Origin of the sequence: Massilia alkalitolerans DSM 17462 (assembly GCF_000427785.1) — a bacterium.
GTDB classification, from domain to species: Bacteria; Pseudomonadota; Gammaproteobacteria; order Burkholderiales; family Burkholderiaceae_D; genus Telluria; species Telluria alkalitolerans.
In genome coordinates, this window is record NZ_ATYR01000014.1 from 16920 (window position 1) to 34500 (window position 17581).

General features: G+C 67.9%; 12 protein-coding genes and 1 other RNA gene. 3 read left to right on the forward strand and 10 right to left on the reverse strand.

From position 1 onward, the window contains the following. Positions 1-2 precede the first annotated feature (2 nt). The gene (locus tag YWC_RS0115250) at positions 3-1040 is read right to left on the reverse strand and encodes an FkbM family methyltransferase (protein ID WP_027866159.1); all 1038 of its coding nucleotides are present in this window, start codon (positions 1038-1040) and stop codon (positions 3-5) included. A gap of 283 nt (positions 1041-1323) precedes the next feature. Between YWC_RS0115250 and YWC_RS0115255 the strand changes: the two genes are divergently transcribed. Both YWC_RS0115255 and YWC_RS0115260 read left to right on the forward strand, forming a co-directional pair. After that, positions 1324-4227 (forward strand): hybrid sensor histidine kinase/response regulator, encoded by a 2904-nt coding sequence (locus YWC_RS0115255; RefSeq protein ID WP_027866160.1) that lies wholly within the window; start codon positions 1324-1326, stop codon positions 4225-4227. 1 nt (position 4228) lies between these two features. Continuing rightward, entirely contained in the window at positions 4229-6388 is a 2160-nt protein-coding gene (locus YWC_RS0115260) for a putative bifunctional diguanylate cyclase/phosphodiesterase (protein ID WP_027866161.1), read from the forward strand. Between the two features lie 128 nt (positions 6389-6516). On the opposite strand, the gene YWC_RS0115265 is transcribed toward YWC_RS0115260, so the two are convergent. After that, positions 6517-8916: a penicillin acylase family protein gene (locus YWC_RS0115265; RefSeq protein ID WP_027866162.1), complete on the reverse strand. Its 2400-nt coding sequence runs from the start codon at positions 8914-8916 to the stop codon at positions 6517-6519. Between the two features lie 167 nt (positions 8917-9083). Here YWC_RS0115265 and YWC_RS32105 point away from each other — a divergent pair, with 167 nt between their 5' ends. Continuing rightward, a complete protein-coding gene (locus YWC_RS32105; RefSeq protein ID WP_229413117.1) occupies positions 9084-9365 on the forward strand; it encodes a hypothetical protein in 282 nt (93 codons plus the stop codon). Here the strand turns inward: YWC_RS32105 and YWC_RS29540 are convergent. The 8 genes from YWC_RS29540 to ubiD form a co-directional block, all read right to left on the reverse strand. After that, a complete protein-coding gene (locus YWC_RS29540; RefSeq protein ID WP_051306487.1) occupies positions 9268-10164 on the reverse strand; it encodes a DUF2334 domain-containing protein in 897 nt (298 codons plus the stop codon). The genes YWC_RS32105 and YWC_RS29540 overlap by 98 nt on opposite strands. A 1-nt stretch (position 10165) precedes the next feature. After that, a complete protein-coding gene (locus YWC_RS0115275; protein WP_027866163.1) occupies positions 10166-11299 on the reverse strand; it encodes a glycosyltransferase in 1134 nt (377 codons plus the stop codon). Positions 11300-11426: 127 nt separating this feature from the next. After that, on the reverse strand, positions 11427-12017 hold the full coding sequence (recR, locus tag YWC_RS0115280) for a recombination mediator RecR (RefSeq protein WP_027866164.1): 591 nt from the start codon (positions 12015-12017) through the stop codon (positions 11427-11429). A 17-nt stretch (positions 12018-12034) separates the two neighbouring features. After that, positions 12035-12361 (reverse strand): YbaB/EbfC family nucleoid-associated protein, encoded by a 327-nt coding sequence (locus tag YWC_RS0115285; protein WP_027866165.1) that lies wholly within the window; start codon positions 12359-12361, stop codon positions 12035-12037. A gap of 42 nt (positions 12362-12403) precedes the next feature. Beyond that, positions 12404-14548, reverse strand: coding sequence for a DNA polymerase III subunit gamma/tau (locus tag YWC_RS0115290; RefSeq protein WP_027866166.1), 2145 nt, complete (start codon positions 14546-14548; stop codon positions 12404-12406). Positions 14549-14694: 146 nt separating this feature from the next. After that, positions 14695-14793, reverse strand: an RNA gene (ffs, locus tag YWC_RS32110) — signal recognition particle sRNA small type. A gap of 51 nt (positions 14794-14844) precedes the next feature. Further along, positions 14845-15531, reverse strand: a complete 687-nt coding sequence (locus YWC_RS0115295; RefSeq protein WP_027866167.1) for a type 1 glutamine amidotransferase domain-containing protein — start codon at positions 15529-15531, stop codon at positions 14845-14847. Between the two features lie 78 nt (positions 15532-15609). Further along, positions 15610-17094, reverse strand: coding sequence for a 4-hydroxy-3-polyprenylbenzoate decarboxylase (gene ubiD, locus YWC_RS0115300; RefSeq protein ID WP_027866168.1), 1485 nt, complete (start codon positions 17092-17094; stop codon positions 15610-15612). Positions 17095-17581: the final 487 nt, after the last annotated feature.

The following is a 17581-nucleotide window of genomic DNA, read 5'->3' on the forward strand; positions in this document are numbered from 1 at the left end:
TTTTATCGCCTGGCGGGAAGGCAGACCAGGTTGATGGGCGCCGTGATGTCGTCGAAGCGGTGGGCGTCGGCCGAGCTCACCTTGTCGCCGGGGTTGCCGTCGGCGGTGAAGACCGTCATGGCATAGCCCAGCTGTTCCAGCATCGCCACGTAGCCGGGGCCGGAGATGCCGCCGATCTCGCGCAGCGAGCGCGGGAAGAACTCGGTCAGGATGACCGGCGCATGCTCGGCAAGCGTCCTGGCCGCGCCCCGGATGATGTGCGGCTCGAAGCCCTCGACGTCCATCTTGAGGAAGCGGATGCGGCGCTCGTAGTCGACCGAATCGAGCGGCCGGATGCGGATGCGCTCGCCGCGTGCATCGGCCGAGATGTAGGAACTGCCGGGATTGGTCGCGTGGGAACTCAGGTGGAAGGAGCCCTCGCCTTCGCTCGCACCCAGGCCTTCGTTGTGGAGGGAACAGCGCGTCTCGAAGCTGTTGGCCCGCACGCTGCGCGCCAGCATGTCGAAGGTAGTGCGCATCGGCTCGAAGGCATACACGCGGCCGCTCTCGCCCACCGCCCTGGCGGCCTGGATCGTAAACACGCCGATGTTCGCGCCGGCGTCGATGACGCCGTCGCCTTCGCCCAGCCACGACAGCATGAAGTCGACTTCGGCGTTTTCCCAGTTGCCTTGCAGGACGCCGAACGACACGAAACCGTCGAACAGGTTCACCCATATCTGCAGGCCGCGGTAATCGGTCATGACCCATTTTTCATGGGGCCACAAACCGAGCTTGTCGCGGATATCCCAGCGAAACCGGGGCGAATCGAGCATCCTGAGCGCGACCTGGTGGATATTGTCGCAAGCCAGGTAGTCGTCGAGCGGCGTCAGCCCGTCGCACGGCCAGCCGAACAGGGCCGTATGAACGATATTGATCTGGTCGATCAAAGGCAGGGACGCCGGCGCCACGGCCTGCGGCGCCATAGCGGGGCCGCCCTGCTCGTCGGCTTGCCGCTTGCGGGGAAGCTGCAGGTTGTCGAGGATGCGCGTGGTCAGGTTCATGCTGGTTCTCCAGGTCGTCGTGGCGGACCGGTCCTGCAGCGGTCCAAACGAACCGAGTCTAGGCGCGAAGGCGGTGCCGGTCTTAGTGAAGATCAGAAGTGCACGATGAAAGCGTGGCCGGTCCGCGCACGCTGCGTGCGGATTTGCCCTACGTACATTGACGTCCGTCAACGCTACCCCACCCCCTTGAACGTATATTTTTTTCTTGCGGGAATTTGCATTCCGCAAAGGAAGCCCTGCGTCGTCCGGCGCCGGGCTGCTCCGACGTGCCTGCGGGATCAGAATGCCGAACTTCGAGCGCTCCAGCCTGAACCAGAAGCTGACCATCATCTCGCTGCTCTCGACCGCGACCGCACTGCTGTTCGTGTTCGCAGCCTTTGTCGCGACTTCGGTGGCGAACCATCGCAAGGACGAGGCGATGCAGCTGCAGACCTTCGCCCGGGTCATCGCGGCCAGCAGCGCCGACTATCTGCTGCTGCGCGACCGCGCACGCGCCAGCAATGCGCTTGGCGCGCTGGCGGCCAAGAGCGACATCGCCTCGGCCGTCCTGTACGACCGCAACGGCAAGCCCTTCGCGCTCTACCTGTCCGCCAGCGACAGCCCTACCGAAGACCTGGTCCCGCCCGAGGCCCTGGACGGCATCGATGCCGAGGCGCTTGGCGCCGCCAATGCAGGGGGCCAGGTCCTGCTGTCGCGCCGCATGCGCCTGTACCTGCCGGTCATGGCGGGCGAACTGCAGGTGGGCGTGGTGATGATCGAGACCGACCTGGTCGAGACCTGGATCGACATCCTCGCCGGGCTCGCGGTGATGGGGCTGGCGATGCTGGTGTCGCTGGGGGTCGCGGTGGGCATGGCCGGCCGCTTCAAGCGCAGCATCGCCGAGCCGGTGACCAAGCTGATCCAGGCCGCGCAGAAGGTCTCCACCAGCCAGAACTACAGCCTGCGCATCGCCCACCAGCGCACCGACGAGCTGGGGCAGCTGATCGACAGCTTCAACACCATGATGGCCCAGATCGAGGACCGTGGCGCCGCCCTGCTGCACCACCGCGACGAGCTGGAACGCCAGGTCGGCGTGCGCACCGAGCAGCTGGAAAAGGCCAAGAATGCCGCCGAAGCCGCGAGCCGCGCCAAGAGCGCTTTCCTGGCCACCATGAGCCACGAGATCCGCACCCCGATGAACGGCGTGCTCGGGATGACCGAGATGCTGCTGGCGACCCCGCTCACCGAAGCCCAGCGCAACTACACCACCCTGGTCAAACGCTCCGGCGAACACCTCCTGGTGATCATCAACGACATCCTCGATTTTTCCAAGATCGAGGCCGGCAAGCTGACCATCGAGTACATCAATTTCAACCTGTGGGACCTGCTGGACGACATCCACAACGTGTATACCCCGCAGGCGGCCGGCAAGGGCATCGGATTCGACTTCGACATCGCCAACGACATCCCGGTGGCGATCTGCGGCGACCCGAACCGGCTGCGCCAGATCATGGCCAACCTGCTCGGCAATGCCATCAAGTTCACCGACGAGGGCCGCATCCTGGCGCGGGTGCGCGTGGCCGGCGAAGACACCCAGTCGGTCATGCTGCGCTTCGAGGTGCACGACACCGGCATCGGCATCTCGCGCGAAGCGCGGGCGCGCCTGTTCGAGGCCTTCTCGCAGGCCGACGATTCGACCACGCGCCGCTACGGCGGCACCGGCCTCGGCCTGGCGATCTCGAAGCAGCTGGTGGAACTGATGGGCGGCGCCATCGGCGTCGACAACGCGCCCACGCGCGGCTCGATCTTCTGGTTCACCGTCAGCTTCGACAAGCGCCGCGTCGATCCCGATGCGCCCGGCCACCGCCAGCACACGCTGGAGGGCCTGCGCGTGCTGATCGTGGACGAACAGGAGGAACCCCGCGAAGACCTGGCCCAGCAGCTCCGGGCCTGGCGGGCATCCGCCGATGGCGCCGCCAGCGCGGCCGCCGGCTACGAGCGCCTGCTGAGCGCGGCCAGAAGCGGCCGCCCCTACGACGCCGCCGTCATCGACATGGAAATGACCCACACCAGCGGCCTGGCGCTGGCGGCATCGATCAAGGCCGATGCCGGCGCGCGCGCCACCCACCTGGTGCTGGTCAGTCCCGAGCGCCTGGCGGCCGATCCGGTGCAGCGGCGCGCCGCCGGCGTCGCCTACCAGCTGGTCAAGCCGGCGCGCGCGGCCGACATGTATGCCTGCCTGGCCGCTTGTGCGGCGCGCCTGCATGCGCCCGGGACCGGCGCGCCGGGCCCGGCCGCGGGCGCAGCAAGCCCTGCGCCGGCACCGGCCAGGCCCGGATCGGCGCCGGCTGCCGGACTTGCCGCACCGGCGCCCGCCACGCCGCGCCCGGCGCCGCGCGCGCGCGCGCGCCGGGTGCTGCTGGCGGAAGACAACCCGGTCAACGTCGAAGTCGCGAAGGCGATGCTGGAAAGCCTGGGCATCGAGGCCACCTGCGCGCGCAACGGCCAGGAAGCGCTGCAGGCGGTGCGCACCGGCAGCTTCGATGCGGTGCTGATGGATTGCCAGATGCCGGTGATGGACGGCTTCGCTGCCACCGCCGCGATCCGCCGCCACGAACGCGAGGCGGGCCGCGCACGCACCCTGCCGGTCATCGCGATCACCGCCAACGCGCTGCAGGGCGACCGCGAAGCCTGCCTGGCCGCCGGCATGGACGACTACCTCTCGAAACCCTTTACCCAGCAGCAGCTGGCGGCGGTGATCGGCCGCTGGGTCGCGGTGCCGCTGGCCGCCACCAGCCACCACCTGGATGCGCCGCCGCGCCTGCCGCCCGAGACGGTCGAGGTGATCCAGCGCGAGTCGGTCAACCGGGTCGCGCTCGACAACATCCGGGCGCTCAGCCGCGACGGCGGCGATACGCTGGTGCACAAGGTCATCGCCGCCTACGTGGGCGACACGCCGCGCCACCTGGCGACGCTGCGCGAGGCGGTCGAGGGCATGGATGCCGGCAGCGTGCGGCGCGTCGCCCACAGCCTGAAATCGGCCAGCGCCAACATCGGCGCCGCGCGCCTGGCGACGCTGTGCAAGGAACTCGAACAGCTCGGGCGCGCCGACACGGTCGATGGCGCGGACCGCATCCTCACCGACATGGAACACGAATTCCAGACCGTGCGCCATTCGCTCCACGCCATGCTTGAAAAGGAAACCTGACATGCCTTCCTCTCCACCGAAGCGCGGAACGGTCCTGGTCGCCGACGACGACCCGGTCATGCGCATGCTGATGCTCGAGATGCTGGCCCAGGTCGGGCTGGACGCGATCGAGGCAGCCGACGGCGCGCTTGCTGTCGAGCTGGCGCGCTCGCGCTCGCCCGACCTGATCCTGATGGACGTCGAGATGCCGCGCATGGACGGCTTCGCCGCCTGCGAAGCGATCCGCGACGCGGAAGCCGACGGCGCCAGCGTGCCGATCGTGATGGTCACCGGCGGCGACGACCTTGAGGCGGTCACGCGCGCCTATGAGGCCGGCGCCACCGACTTCGTCTCCAAGCCGATCAACTGGCCGATCCTCGGCCACCGCGTGCTCTACGTGCTGCGCGCCAGCGACGCCATCGCGCGCCTGCGCATCGCCGACGCCCAGAACCGTGCGGTGCTGGCCGCGATCCCCGACACCTTCTTCCGCCTCGACCGCGACGGCTTCTACCTCGACTACGAGCCGGGCCATGAGCGTCCGGGCCGGGGCCGGCCGAACCGCAGGCACGCCACCTCCCAGCCCTGCATCGGCAAGCACATCACCGACGTGCTGCCGCCCGCCATCGCCGCGCGCATGCTGGAACAGATGCGCACCGTGCTGGCCATCCAGCAGGTGCGCTCGGTCGAGTACGAGCTCGAACACTGCGGCGAGTCCCAGCACTTCGAGGCGCGGCTGGTCGCCACCGGCGACTCGCAGGTGCTCGGCCTGGTGCGCGACATCAGCGAACGCAAGCGCGCCGAAGAGCAGATCCGGCGTCTCGCCTACTGCGACAGCCTGACCGGCATCCCGAACCGCCAGGCCTTCCTGGAGACGCTGGAACGCGAGCTGCAGCGCTCGAAGATCGGCAACAAGAAGTTCGCGGTGCTGTTCATGGACCTCGACGCCTTCAAGCGCATCAACGACACGCTGGGCCACAATGCCGGCGACCAGCTGCTCAAGATGGTGTCCGAGCGCCTGCGCGAGACCACCCGTCCGAGCGACCTGGTGTCGCGCGGGGATGGCTCGAGCAGCGGTTCAAGCGCCGAAAAGGCCGACCACACCACCAACCTGGCGCGTCTGGGCGGCGACGAGTTCACCATCCTGATCCCGGACCTGGAGCGGGTCGAGCATGCGCTGAACGTTGCTACCCGTGTGAAGGAAGCAATGCGGCGGCCCTTCCTGATCGAGGGCAACGAGATTTTCGTGACCGCCAGCATCGGCATCTCGCTGTTCCCGGAAGACGGCGACGATTGCGGCTCGCTGCTCAAGTTCGCCGACACCGCGATGTACCACGCCAAGAACTGCGGCAAGAACAACGCGAAGCTGTACAGCTCCTCGCTGACCATGCAGATCATGAGCCATGTGAAGCTCGAGGTCGGGCTGCGCAAGGCGCTGCAGAACGACGAGCTGTACCTGGTGTACCAGCCGCAGCGCGACGTGCGCACTTCCGAGATCGTCGGGGTCGAGGCGCTGGTGCGCTGGCGCCACCCGGAGCGCGGGCTGGTGCCGCCGACCGAGTTCATCCCCCTGGCCGAGGAGACCGGCCTGATCGTGCCGATCGGCGAATGGGTGCTGCGCACCGCCTGCCGCCAGGCCAGGTCCTGGCAGCGCCACGCCCAGCGCATGATCCGCATGGCGGTCAACCTCTCGGCCAAGCAGTTCAAGGACGAGAACCTGTCGCAGATGGTGCACTCGGCCCTGCTCGATGCCGGGCTGGAGCCGCGCCTGCTGGAGCTCGAGCTTACCGAGGGCACGCTGATGGACGACGCGCGCGCCACCCTGGTCACGCTGGAGCAGCTGCGCGGCATCGGGGTGTACCTGTCGATCGACGACTTCGGCACCGGCTACTCGTCGATGAACTATTTAAAGCGTTTCGACGTGCGTGCGCTGAAGATCGACCGCAGCTTCATCAACGGCCTGCCGCAGGATTCGGAGAACGCGGCCATCACCCGCGCCATCATCGCGATGGCGCACGGGCTCAAGATGGTGGTGGTGGCCGAGGGCGTCGAGACCGGCGAACAGCTGCTGCTGCTCGAGCAGTATGGCTGCGACATGGTGCAGGGATACTACCTGGGGCATCCGTCGAGCGCGGAAACGATTACCGGGATGCTGCAGGCGCCGCTGCTGCTGCCGGCCAAGTAGTAGGGTGGACGGCTTTTTTGTGATCTGGTCCACTGGACCAGATCACTCCGCGCGTTCAAACAGTGTTTGAACAGACGCCGCGTTATTTCTTCGTGTGCTTGAACGCGCGGTCGGCAGAGCCGACCACCCTACGGTACGAGCTTTAAGCTGTACTTGGCCGGCCCCGGCAACAGCGGCACCGGCTTGGCTTCCACCCACTCCTTGTGCCCCGCCAGGAAGAACGGCGACAGTGGATGCCCGCTCTGCCCGCCCGGCATGTTGTACAGCCCCTCCTCTTCGCGCCCCGGCGACACCGTCATGCGCTCCGACTGCCCGAATTTCGGCCCCGCCACGCGCGGCATGTTGGAGTCGCCCGGCAACTGGTCGGGCGGCGTCCCCAGCAGCGGCGCCAGGGCGGGCACCGCGATGCTGATCGGATGCGCGATCGCCGCCGTATTGCGCTTGCCCCAGGTGGCCTGCGCCAGCGCCTGCCCGTCTTGCGTCAGGTCCTGGATCACGCGGTCGACCGCGGCCAGCTCGACGGCGCGCCAGTCGCGATAGCCCGGCGGCAGCCAGCCGGCGGGACGGGCATCGAGCAGGCGCGCGAGCACCTCGGGCCAGCGGGTGGTGGCGCTGGCCAGCGTGGCTTTCGGGTCGAGCGCGGCCAGTTCCTTGTTGACGCGCCCGAACAGCAGCTCGTTCAGGGCCCACATATAGTTGCGCGCCAGCCGGTAGCCGACCGAACCGACGCTGGCATGGCCGTCCCAGCTGGTCTCGAGCAGGCGGCGGAATTCGGCGCGCTGCGGCTGGCCCGCGAGCGCCTGGGGGTCGAGCGCTCTTAGTGCGCGTTCGCGCCAGCGCCCGATGAAGAGGGCGCGGTCGTCCAGCGCCGCACTGGCGGCCCGGCGCACGTCGAGCTTCGGCCCGAGGGCGCGCAGGCCGTCGGCCAACTGGCGGTTGCGGGCGCCGAGGTCGAAGCCACCGTCCCCGATCAGGTCGGCGCCCTCGCCCATCAGCTGGCGGCTGTTGGCCGTGGTGATCTGGCCGTCGGCCGGATTGAGCACGCGCGGATAGCGCTGCGGCGCCAGCGTCGTGCTCCAGGTGGGCACGCCCTCCTCCAGCGGGAAGGTGGTCGCCAGCGCCGCCGTCGCGCGCTGCGGCAGCAGGCCGGCGATGGTCCAGCCGATGTTGCCGGCGGCGTCGCCCGCCACGAAGTTCTGGGCCGGAATGCCGTCGATGGCGGCAATGGCCAGCGCCTCGTCCACGCTGCCCGCCGTCTCCAGCTTGAGGTGGTTGAGGTTGATCGCGGCCGGGTCGTGCGCGATCCAGCGTACCGCGTACTGGCGCCCGCCCGCTTCGCGGATCGGTCCCAGGGAGGTCTCGCGCACCACGACGCGCTCGGCATCCGCGCCCTTCACGGCGATCATCTCGACGTGGCTGACCGGGGTCTCCCAACCGCCGGGCAGGCGCACCTGGCCGGGGCGCGCCGCATCCAGGCCGAGCGGCACCAGGTCGACCAGGTCGGCATAGCTGTTGGTGAAGGCCCAGGCCACCTGGCCGTTGCTGCCGGCGATGATGGTCGGCGGCGCGCCGGGCAGGCTGACGCCGGCCAGGCGCCGCTGCCCGCCCTTCGGGTCGGGGAAGCGCAGGGCCACGCGGTACCAGATGTTCGGCAGTTGCAGGCCGAGGTGCATGTCGTCGGCGACGATGGCCGCGCCGCTGGCGCTGCGGCTGCCCGCCACCGCGTAGTTGTTGCTGCCGACCGAGTCGACGAAGGCGGCGCCGGCCAGTTGCGCCGGCTGCCTTGGCGCCGCGCCCCACCAGGCCGGCGCCCTGGGCGGCAGCGGCGCCTCGCCAGGGGGCGCCACGCCCGCGCCGGCGTCCAGCGTCGCATCCCAGCGGCTCGCCTCCGGCAGCAGGAAGGCCAGCTGCGCCGGATCGCTGTGGGCGCGCAGCCAGCCGCGCGCCAGCTCGCGCGGCTCCTGGTTGCCCTGCAGGTCGATGTACATCGCCCAGATGACCAGCAGCGAATCGGCGGCGCTCCACGGACGCGCCCCGGTCCCGGTCAAGGCGTATTCGAATGGCTTGGCGCGCAGTGCGCCAAGGCCGTCGTTGACGCCGGCCACGTAGCGCTCCAGCAGTGCGCGCTCGCTTGCCGGCAGGCGCGCCAGCGCCAGCTGTGCACGGGCGCGGAAACGGTGCAGGCGGCGCGAGCGGTCGAGCGGCAGTGCGCGCGGGCCGAACAGCTCGGCCAGCTCGCCTGCGGCGGTGCGGCGCAGCAGATCCATCTGGAAGAAGCGTTCCTGTGCATGCACGAAGCCGGTCGCATAGGCCACGTCGGCGCGGCTGGCGCCGCTGATGAAGGGCACGCCGGCGGCATCGCGCGCCACCGTCACCGCGGCGTGCACGCCGGGCGCCCTGCGCTCGCCGTCGCGCTGCGCCAGGCTGGCGCGCAAGTACAGCCAGCCGGCGGCAAGCGCCAGCACGATGAGCGCCACCAGTCCGGCTACCCCGCGCAGGGTCCAGGTCCTCCAACGGCGCTGACGCATGCTGTGTTTCTCCTTGTTTTTTGGGGCGTATCTTGCCAGAAAACAGGGTTTCCGGGCGAACCGGATTTGTTCCATGCATGCGGGGTGTCGCACGATTGATTTACGCACGACGTATCCCCATCTATACTGAAACGGAACCGCCAGGACGGCGGACGAAGGAGGCGATCATGCAAATGGCAAAGTATGCGGTACTGGCAATGACCCTGGGACTGGCTGCCTGCTCCACGCCACAGCAGCGCGCCGAGCGCATGCAGGCGGAAATGGCCGAGCTGATGACCATCTACGGTCCGGCCTGCTCGCGCCTCGGCTATGCACAGAACAGCGACCAGTGGCGCCAATGCGTGCTGCAGCTCAGCACGCGCGAGGAACTGCGCCAGGCCCCCTCGTACTATGGGGGCTGGGGTGCGCGCCACTGGCGGGGTGGAGGCTACTGGGGACCGTACTGGTAAGCATGTGCGCGAATGCGGCCTTGGTCATGGCCGTGTGGGTCGCAAGCAAGCGCTCGACCGTGGCCTGCGCATGGCGCAGCAGCCGCGGATGGCGCACGTCCGGCGGATGCAGGCTCAGCCGGATGAGCGGACGGCGCGCCAGCGCCAGCGTCAAGGCGTCCGCCACCAGCGGCGATGCCAGCCGGCCGGTCCGGTTGCGCGCCGCGTAGACCAGCGAGGGCGACAGCACCGCCGCGCCGCTGCCTGCCTTGCCCCTGCCTTCCGCGCCGGCGCCGAGCAGGTGAAAGCGCAGGAAAGTCGTGGTGTAGTCGAAATCGAAGGCGCGCAGGGCCTGCCAGGCGCCCTCTCCCATCAGCCAGGCCGGCGGCACGAAGCCGCGCACCGGCCAGCCGCGCTCGGCGAACCAGTCGAGTCCGCACTGGATGCGCCGCGCCGCCTCGTCGGCCGGCAGGGCCGCGAACTCGCCTTCGTGGCTATAGCTGCCGCGCAAAAAACGCTCGCTCAAACCAGGACCGCGCGGGGCGGTATCCAGATGGGTATAGCCGTGCAGCGCGAGCTCGTCAGCCTGCGCCAGGGCCCGTTCGAGCCCTGCTTCCATCCGTCCCGGTTCGCCGCCGGCACGGTGGTACTGGGGCACCACCAGCCAGGTCAGCGGCAGCTCAGCCACCTCACGCATGGCCTGCGCCAGACGGCTGCATTCGTCCCAGGTGGCCGGGGCAACGTCGTGGATCGACACGCACAGGGCGGGCCGCTGCGCCCTGGCTGCTTTCGTAGAATCGCCGTCCGCTTGGCGGTCCATGTCAGTCGGGGACAAAGACACGCTCCAGCACGCGCGAGGCTCCGGGGCGCGCCGCGAGCAGGCTGCCGTAGCGGTGCATCAGCTGCGGGAATACCTGGCTCCAGTCATAGTGCTCGTGCGCCTTGCGCCGTGCGTTGGTGGAGAGGCGCACCAGGTCGCGCCGATAGATGGCTTCGATGGCGCCGGCCAGGCTGTCGGCGTCGTTGGGACGCGCCAGGATGCCGGTCTGCTCGTCCACCAGCTCGGCCACCCCGCCCCCGCTGGTGCCCACCACCGGCAGGCCGCAGGCCATCGCCTCCAGCACGATCAGGCCGAAGGTTTCGCAGTCGCCCGGATGCACCAGCACGTCGCAGCTGGCCAGCAGGCCGGCCAGCGCGCACTGGTCGCGCTGGAAGGGCAGGAAACTCAACTGCGCATGCTGCGGCATCGGCGCCCCGCCCCCGACCAGCAGCAGGTGGTAGGGCTTGCCGAGCTTGCGCACGGCCTCGACCAGGTAGCTCAGCTTCTTGTCGGCCGTGAAGCGGCCGGCATAGACCAGCAGGCGCGTGTCTTCCGGCAGGCCGAGCTCGGCCCGTAGGCTGTCGCGCCGGCGGCGCGGGTGGAAGATCTCGCTGTCGATGCCGAGCGGCTGGTGCAGGGCATGGGTGACGCCCATGTCGGCCAGCTGGTGCACCATCAGCCGGCTTGGCGCCAGCACGGTATCGAACTCGCCGTACAGGTGGGCGAGGTACTTGCAGGTACCGTGGGAAATGGTTTCACCAAAACGGTTCTGCACCAGGCGCGGCAGGTCGGAATGGTAGAAGGCGAGCGCCGGGATGCCGAGCTGCTGGCGCAGGCGCAATGCCGCCCAGGCACTGTGGCCAGCATCGCCCGCCTCGATCAGGTCAGGCCGGGCCGCACGCAGGCGCCGGGCCGCCGCCGTCACCGAAACCGGCATGCGGTAGCCGTGGATGCCGGGCAGCGCCACTGCCGGCACCCGCACCAGGCTGGGCGCTTCATCCTCGCCGACATTGGGACTGAAAATGGTATGCCGCGCCCAGCCGTAACGCGCAAGCCAACGCGACTTGGCGTTCAGGTAGGTGCTGACGCCGCCGCCCTCGGCGGCGTAGAACATCGTGATGTCGACAAGATGCATGTAAGAACCTGATAGGTTCAGAATCCGCTAAAAGGTCCAAAGTAGCAGCGGTCCGCCAACGAGGCTTGCGCACACGCACAGGCATCCGCGGAACTCGCTACCGGTCGTCTTTAGTCTTTACAGTGGATTATGCGCTGCGCCGATCCAGCATGGCGCGCGCAATCGTGCCGGCATCGACATACTCGAGCTCGCCACCGACGGGCACGCCGCGCGCCAGCCGGCTGACCTTCAGCCCGCGCGCCTTCAGCATCTCGCTGATGTAATGGGCAGTCGCTTCGCCCTCGTTGGTGAAATTGGTTGCGAGCACCACTTCGTCGACCACGCCGTCGGTGGCGCGTCCGACCAGCTTGTCGAGGTGCAGGTCGCGCGGGCCAATGCCGTCCAGCGGCGAGAGCCGCCCCATCAGCACGAAGTACAGGCCCTTGTAGGTCATGGTCTGCTCGATCATCATCTGGTCGGCAGGGGTTTCGACGACGCACAGCAGCGCGCGGTCGCGCGCCTCGTCGGCGCACAGATCGCACACTTCGGTGTCGGCGAAGGTATTGCACATGGCGCAGTGGTGGACCGTGTCCACCGCCTGGTACAGCGCGCGCGACAGCATGGCCGCGCCTTCGCGGTCATGCTGCAGCAGGTGGAAAGCCATGCGTTGCGCCGACTTCGGACCAATGCCGGGCAGGCGCCGCAGCGCCTCGGTCAGGAAGTCGAGCGACCTGGACATGAGGTTTTTTCTTTCTTTTAGAACGGCATCTTGAAGCCCGGCGGCAGCGGCATGCCGGCGGTCAAGCCGCTCATCTTCTCGGCTGAGGTGGCTTCGGCCTTGCGCACGGCGTCGTTGAACGCGGCCGCGACCAGGTCTTCCAGCATGTCGCGGTCGTCACCCAGCAGCGACGGATCGATGGTGACGCGCTTGACGTCGTTCTTGCAGGTCATGACGACCTTGACCAGGCCGGCGCCGGACTGGCCCTCGACTTCGATCTGAGCCAGCTGCTCCTGCGCCTTCTTCATGTTGTCCTGCATGGCTTGCGCCTGTTTCATCAGGCCTGCGAGCTGGTTTTTCATCATGGTCGGTATCTCCAAAAAGTGCCAAGTGGTTGATTCAATAGGTCAGGCTGCGGCCGGCTTCACCGAGCCGGGCACGACGAAGGCGCCGAAGGTCCGCTCCATCGCCTGCACGAAGGGATCGGCGGCGACCAGGGCTTCGGCCTGGCGCTGGCGCTCCTCGCGCGCCGCCTTGGCTTCGGCCGCGGCGGTGTACCAGGTCGGGCCGATCTCGGTATCGAGGCTGACGCGCACCGAGGGGAAGTGCTCCTGCAGCGCGGCCGTCAGCTTCTCGCTGTTGCCGCTGGCGCGCAGGGTGTCGACCGGTACGCGCAGGCGGAAAGTCGCGGCCTGTTCGTGCGCTACGCATTCGATCAGTTCGGTCTGCAGGGCCAGTTGCTGGGACACGCCGCGCAGCGGCAGGCTGGCGGCCAGCGCCGGCCAGTTGCCGTCCCAGCCGATGGCCGGAACCGGCGTAATGACGTAGGGATGCGGCGGCGCGGCCGGCGCACGCGCAGGAGCGCCTGTCGCATGCGCCAGGCCCATGACGGCGGCCGGCGCTTCGGCGGCGACCGCGGTGTCGTCGGAAAATTCAGTGACCCAGGAAGGCGGCTCGTCATCGCTTGCCGCGGCCTGCATGCGCGCCTGGGGCTGCTGCATCTGCTGGACGACTTGCGGCTGCTGCGGCTGGGCGGCGTGCGGTTGTTCCCACGGCGGCGTCGATCCCGGACCCGGACGGCCTGCCGGAGCGGCCCCCATGGCGGCCGACGGCCCCGGCGCCGGTGGCGGCGCGGCGGGAGCCGGCGCCTGCGGCGCGGGGGCCGGCGCCGGTGCGGCCTCGGGACGCGGCCTGGCGCTGCCGCCGCCATTGCGGCCGGAGGCGGCGCGTGCCGCTTCCAGTGCCGCGTTGATCGCGGCGCGCGCGGAAGTCATGGCGGGCGCCGGGCTGGAAGCTGGGGGCGCTGCAGGCGCGGCCTGTGCCGCCGGGGGCGGCGCGGCCGGACGCGCTGGCGCCACCGCCGCATGGCTGGCGGCGGCCACCGCAGCAGCCCGCGCGTGGCCCGGTGCCGCCGCGGCGGCGGGTGCGCTTGGTGGCGGCTCGGCGCCGCCCTGCCCCGGACGGAAGGCCAGCATGCGCAGCAGGGTCATGGTGAAGCCCGCGTATTCGTCCGGCGCGAGGCCGATCTCGTTGCGGCCGTGCACGGCGATCTGGTAATACAGCTGCACTTCCTGCGCGTCGAACGCCTGGGCCAGGCGCAGGATGTCGTTCAGTTCCGGCAGGTCTTGCGGCACCGCCGAGGGTACCGACTGGGCCAGCGCGATCCGGTGCAGCAAGGTGCCGAGGTCCTGCAGCGCGCCGTTATACGACAGGCTGCGGCTGGCCATCTCGTCGGCCACCGCCATCAGGTCGGCGCCGTCCTGCGCCAGCAGCGCGTCCAGCAGGCGCACCAGGTAGGACTGGTCGAGCGCTCCCAGCATGCCCTGCACCGCGTCGAGCGTGACCTGGCCGGCGGCATAGGCGATCGCCTGGTCGGTCAGCGACAGCGCGTCGCGCATCGAGCCGTGGGCGCCTTGCGCCAGCAGGCGCAGGGCCGGCTGCTCATAGGTAACGCCTTCCTGGCCGAGGATGTTTTCCAGGTGGCCGACGATGTGGCCGGGCGGCATCTGCTTGAGGTTGAACTGCAGGCAGCGCGACAGTACCGTGACCGGGATTTTCTGCGGGTCGGTGGTCGCAAGGATGAATTTCACGTGCGGCGGCGGCTCCTCGAGCGTCTTGAGCATCGCGTTGAACGCGTGGTTGGTGAGCATGTGCACCTCGTCGATCATGTAGACCTTGAAGCGCGCATTGCTCGGCGCGTACACCGCCTGCTCCAGCAGCTGGGCCATCTCGTCCACCCCGCGGTTGGACGCCGCGTCCATCTCGATGTAGTCCACGAAACGCCCGGCATCGATCGCGCGGCAGGCCTCGCACACGCCGCAGGGTTCGGCCGTGATCCCGCCCTGCCCGTCCGGGCCGACGCAATTGAGCGACTTGGCCAGGATACGCGACAGCGTCGTCTTGCCGACCCCGCGCGTCCCCGTGAACAGGTAGGCGTGGTGAAGGCGGCCGGTCCTGAGCGCATGGGTCAGGGCACGGACGACGTGCTCCTGGCCGACCAGCGTTTCGAAGTTCTTGGGACGGTATTTGCGGGCGAGGACTTGATAGGACATGCCGAGATTTTACCGCAGTTGGCGACTGGGGCGAACATTCCCTGGCCGGCCCGGCAACAATATGATTCCACGAGGCATAACAAAGCCGCCAGCGCCTGGCTGCTGCGTTTCGTACAAGATGAATGGGTATTGCAGGAAGAGAAGGAGGAGGCGAGCCTGATCTGCGGCACTTGCGGTGAACGGCTTTGGCTGCTTCGTTCCCGACCTGACCAGGTAAACCATGCCACAATGCGCAGGGGCCCGCCAGCGAACATTATACCCGACCCCACCGTTTTTGGGGCCGGATCTTGCGAAGGCTATGCGCGATCCTTCAACAAGGCCAGCAAGGCATGCGCGCCCGCTTCGGACGACGCCGGATTCTGCCCCGTGACGAGCAGGCCGTCGGTCACGACGTAGGGCTGCCAGTCATCCGTCTTGCTGTACTGGCCACCATTTTTAACCAGCATGTCCTCGACCAGGAAAGGCACCACCCCGGTGAGGCCGACAGCCTCCTCCTCCGTATTGGTGAAACCGGTCACGCGCTTGCCCTTGACCAGGAGGTCGCCGTCGACTCCCCTGACCTGCGCCAGCACGCCCGGGGCATGGCACACCGCCGCCACCGGCTTGCCGCCGGCGATCATGGCCTCGATCAGGCGGATCGAATCGGCATCCTCGGCCAGATCCCATAGCGGGCCGTGGCCGCCGGGATAGAACACGGCGTCGAAGTCTTGCGCGCGCACGCTCGACAGGGTGACGGTATTCGCCAGCGCCTGTTGGGCCTGCGGGTCGGCGCGAAAACGCCGGGTCGCCTCGGTCTGGGCATCGGGCTCGTCGCTCTTCGGGTCGAGCGGCGGTTGCCCACCCCGCGGCGAGGCCAGCGTCAGGGTCGCGCCGGCATCCTTGAATACATAATAGGGAGCGGCGAACTCCTCCAGCCAGAAACCGGTTTTCTTGCCGGTGTCGCCGAGGCGGTCGTGCGAGGTCAGCACCATCAGGATGTTCATCGGGCCTCCATGTGCGTGGTGGTCAAAAGGGCAGTCTAGCCGCCCTCCGCCCCACGCGCCGCACGGAACTCCGCCACCCTACAGTCCCAGCGTCCCCCAGATGTGGTCCACGCGCGCCTTGACTTCCGGCGTCATGGCGATCGGCGTACCCCACTCGCGATTGGTCTCGCCCGGCCACTTGTTGGTGGCGTCGATGCCCATCTTGCTGCCCAGGCCACTGATCGGCGAGGCGAAGTCGAGGTAGTCGATCGGGGTATTGTCGACCATGACCGTGTCGCGGGTCGGATCGACCCGGGTCGTGATGGCCCAGATGACTTCCTTCCAGTCGCGCACGTTCACATCCTCGTCCACCACCACGATGAACTTGGTATACATGAACTGGCGCAGGAAACTCCACACCCCGAACATCACGCGCTTGGCGTGACCCGCGTACTGCTTCTTCATCTGCACCACCGCCATCCGGTAGCTGCAGCCTTCCGGCGGCAGGTAGAAGTCGGTGATCTCGCTGAACTGCTTCTGCAGCAGCGGGATGAAGACCTCGTTCAGCGCCACGCCCAGCACCGCCGGCTCGTCGGGCGGCTTGCCGGTGTAGGTCGAGTGATAGATGGGGTCGCGCCGCATCGTGATGCGGTCGATGGTGAACACCGGGAAGCTGTCCTGCTCGTTGTAATAGCCGGTGTGGTCGCCGTACGGACCTTCGAGTGCGTGCTCGAAGCCGGTCGGGTGGCTCGCGTCCGGATAGATGTGCCCTTCCAGCACGATCTCGGCGGACGCCGGCACGCGCAGTTCGCTGCCGATGGCCTTGCTCAAGACGGTGCGCTGGCCGCGCAGCAGGCCGGCGAACTGGTATTCCGACAGGCTGTCCGGCACCGGGGTGACGGCGCCCAGGATGGTGGCCGGGTCGGCGCCCAGCGCCACCGCCACCGGATACGGCTTGCCCGGGTTGGCCAGGGCGTGCTCGCGGAAGTCGAGGGCGCCGCCGCGGTGCGCCAGCCAGCGCATGATCACCTTGTTCCGGCCCAGCACCTGTTGGCGATATATTCCTAAGTTCTGCCGTTTCTTGTGCGGTCCCCTGGTAATCACCAGGCCCCACGTAATAAGAGGGGCGATGTCGCCCGGCCAGCAGTGCTGGATCGGCAGGCGCGCCAGGTCGACGTCCTGCCCCTCCCAGACGATTTCCTGGCAGGAGGCGCCTTTTACTTCTTTCGGCGCCATGTCCCAGACCGCCTTGACCAGCGAGCCCAGGCCCATGATGTCCTTGAAACCCTTGGGCGGCTCTGGCTCCTTCAGGCGCGCCAGCACGTGGCCGATATTGCGCAGCTCGGTCAGGCTTTCGGCACCCATGCCCAGCGCAACCCGGCGCGGCGTGCCGAACAGGTTGCCGAGCACTGGAATAGTGTGTCCAGCAGGTTTCTGGAACAGCAGCGCGGGGCCCTCGGCGCGCAAGGTCCGGTCGCAGATCTCCGTCATCTCGAGGTGGGGCGACACCGGTACGCCAACGTGTTTCAGCTCGCCCATTCGCTCGAGCTGAGCCATAAAGTCCCGCAAATCTGAATATTTCATCAAGTTTTGATCGTAATCTCGTCAGTAGAAGCTTGTTCAAGGCACCATGCCAAGTAGCTGATTTAGCAAGACTTTTCAAAATTTCGTCTCGGAAATCAGAACTAAAAGTAATAAGAGCGGATCGTGCTAGGGTTGACTTGGTATAAGTGAGCCACTAGAATCCGTCCTACTTGATGAGGCAGGCAGTCTTTCTGACATGATTTTAGCTGTTCTCATGCATTCACGGGGTCGGGGCCCCACATGACATTTTGAGGAGTGTTTTCACTGGGCGTCTGCCCAATCCCCCGAGACAGTTGTTGAGCCACTGGTTCCACCCGCACGGGTTTCAAAGCAGCCAGCTGTAGCAAAGCAATGACGGCGTTAGTCGGCCGCAAGGCGGCGACCTACGATATTTCTGATGCACGGCATTCAGTAACCCGACGCAGCGCACATCTCCTTAGAGACGCTGTGACAGGGCTGCTTTTCGCCGCGACAAGGGGAATTCGAT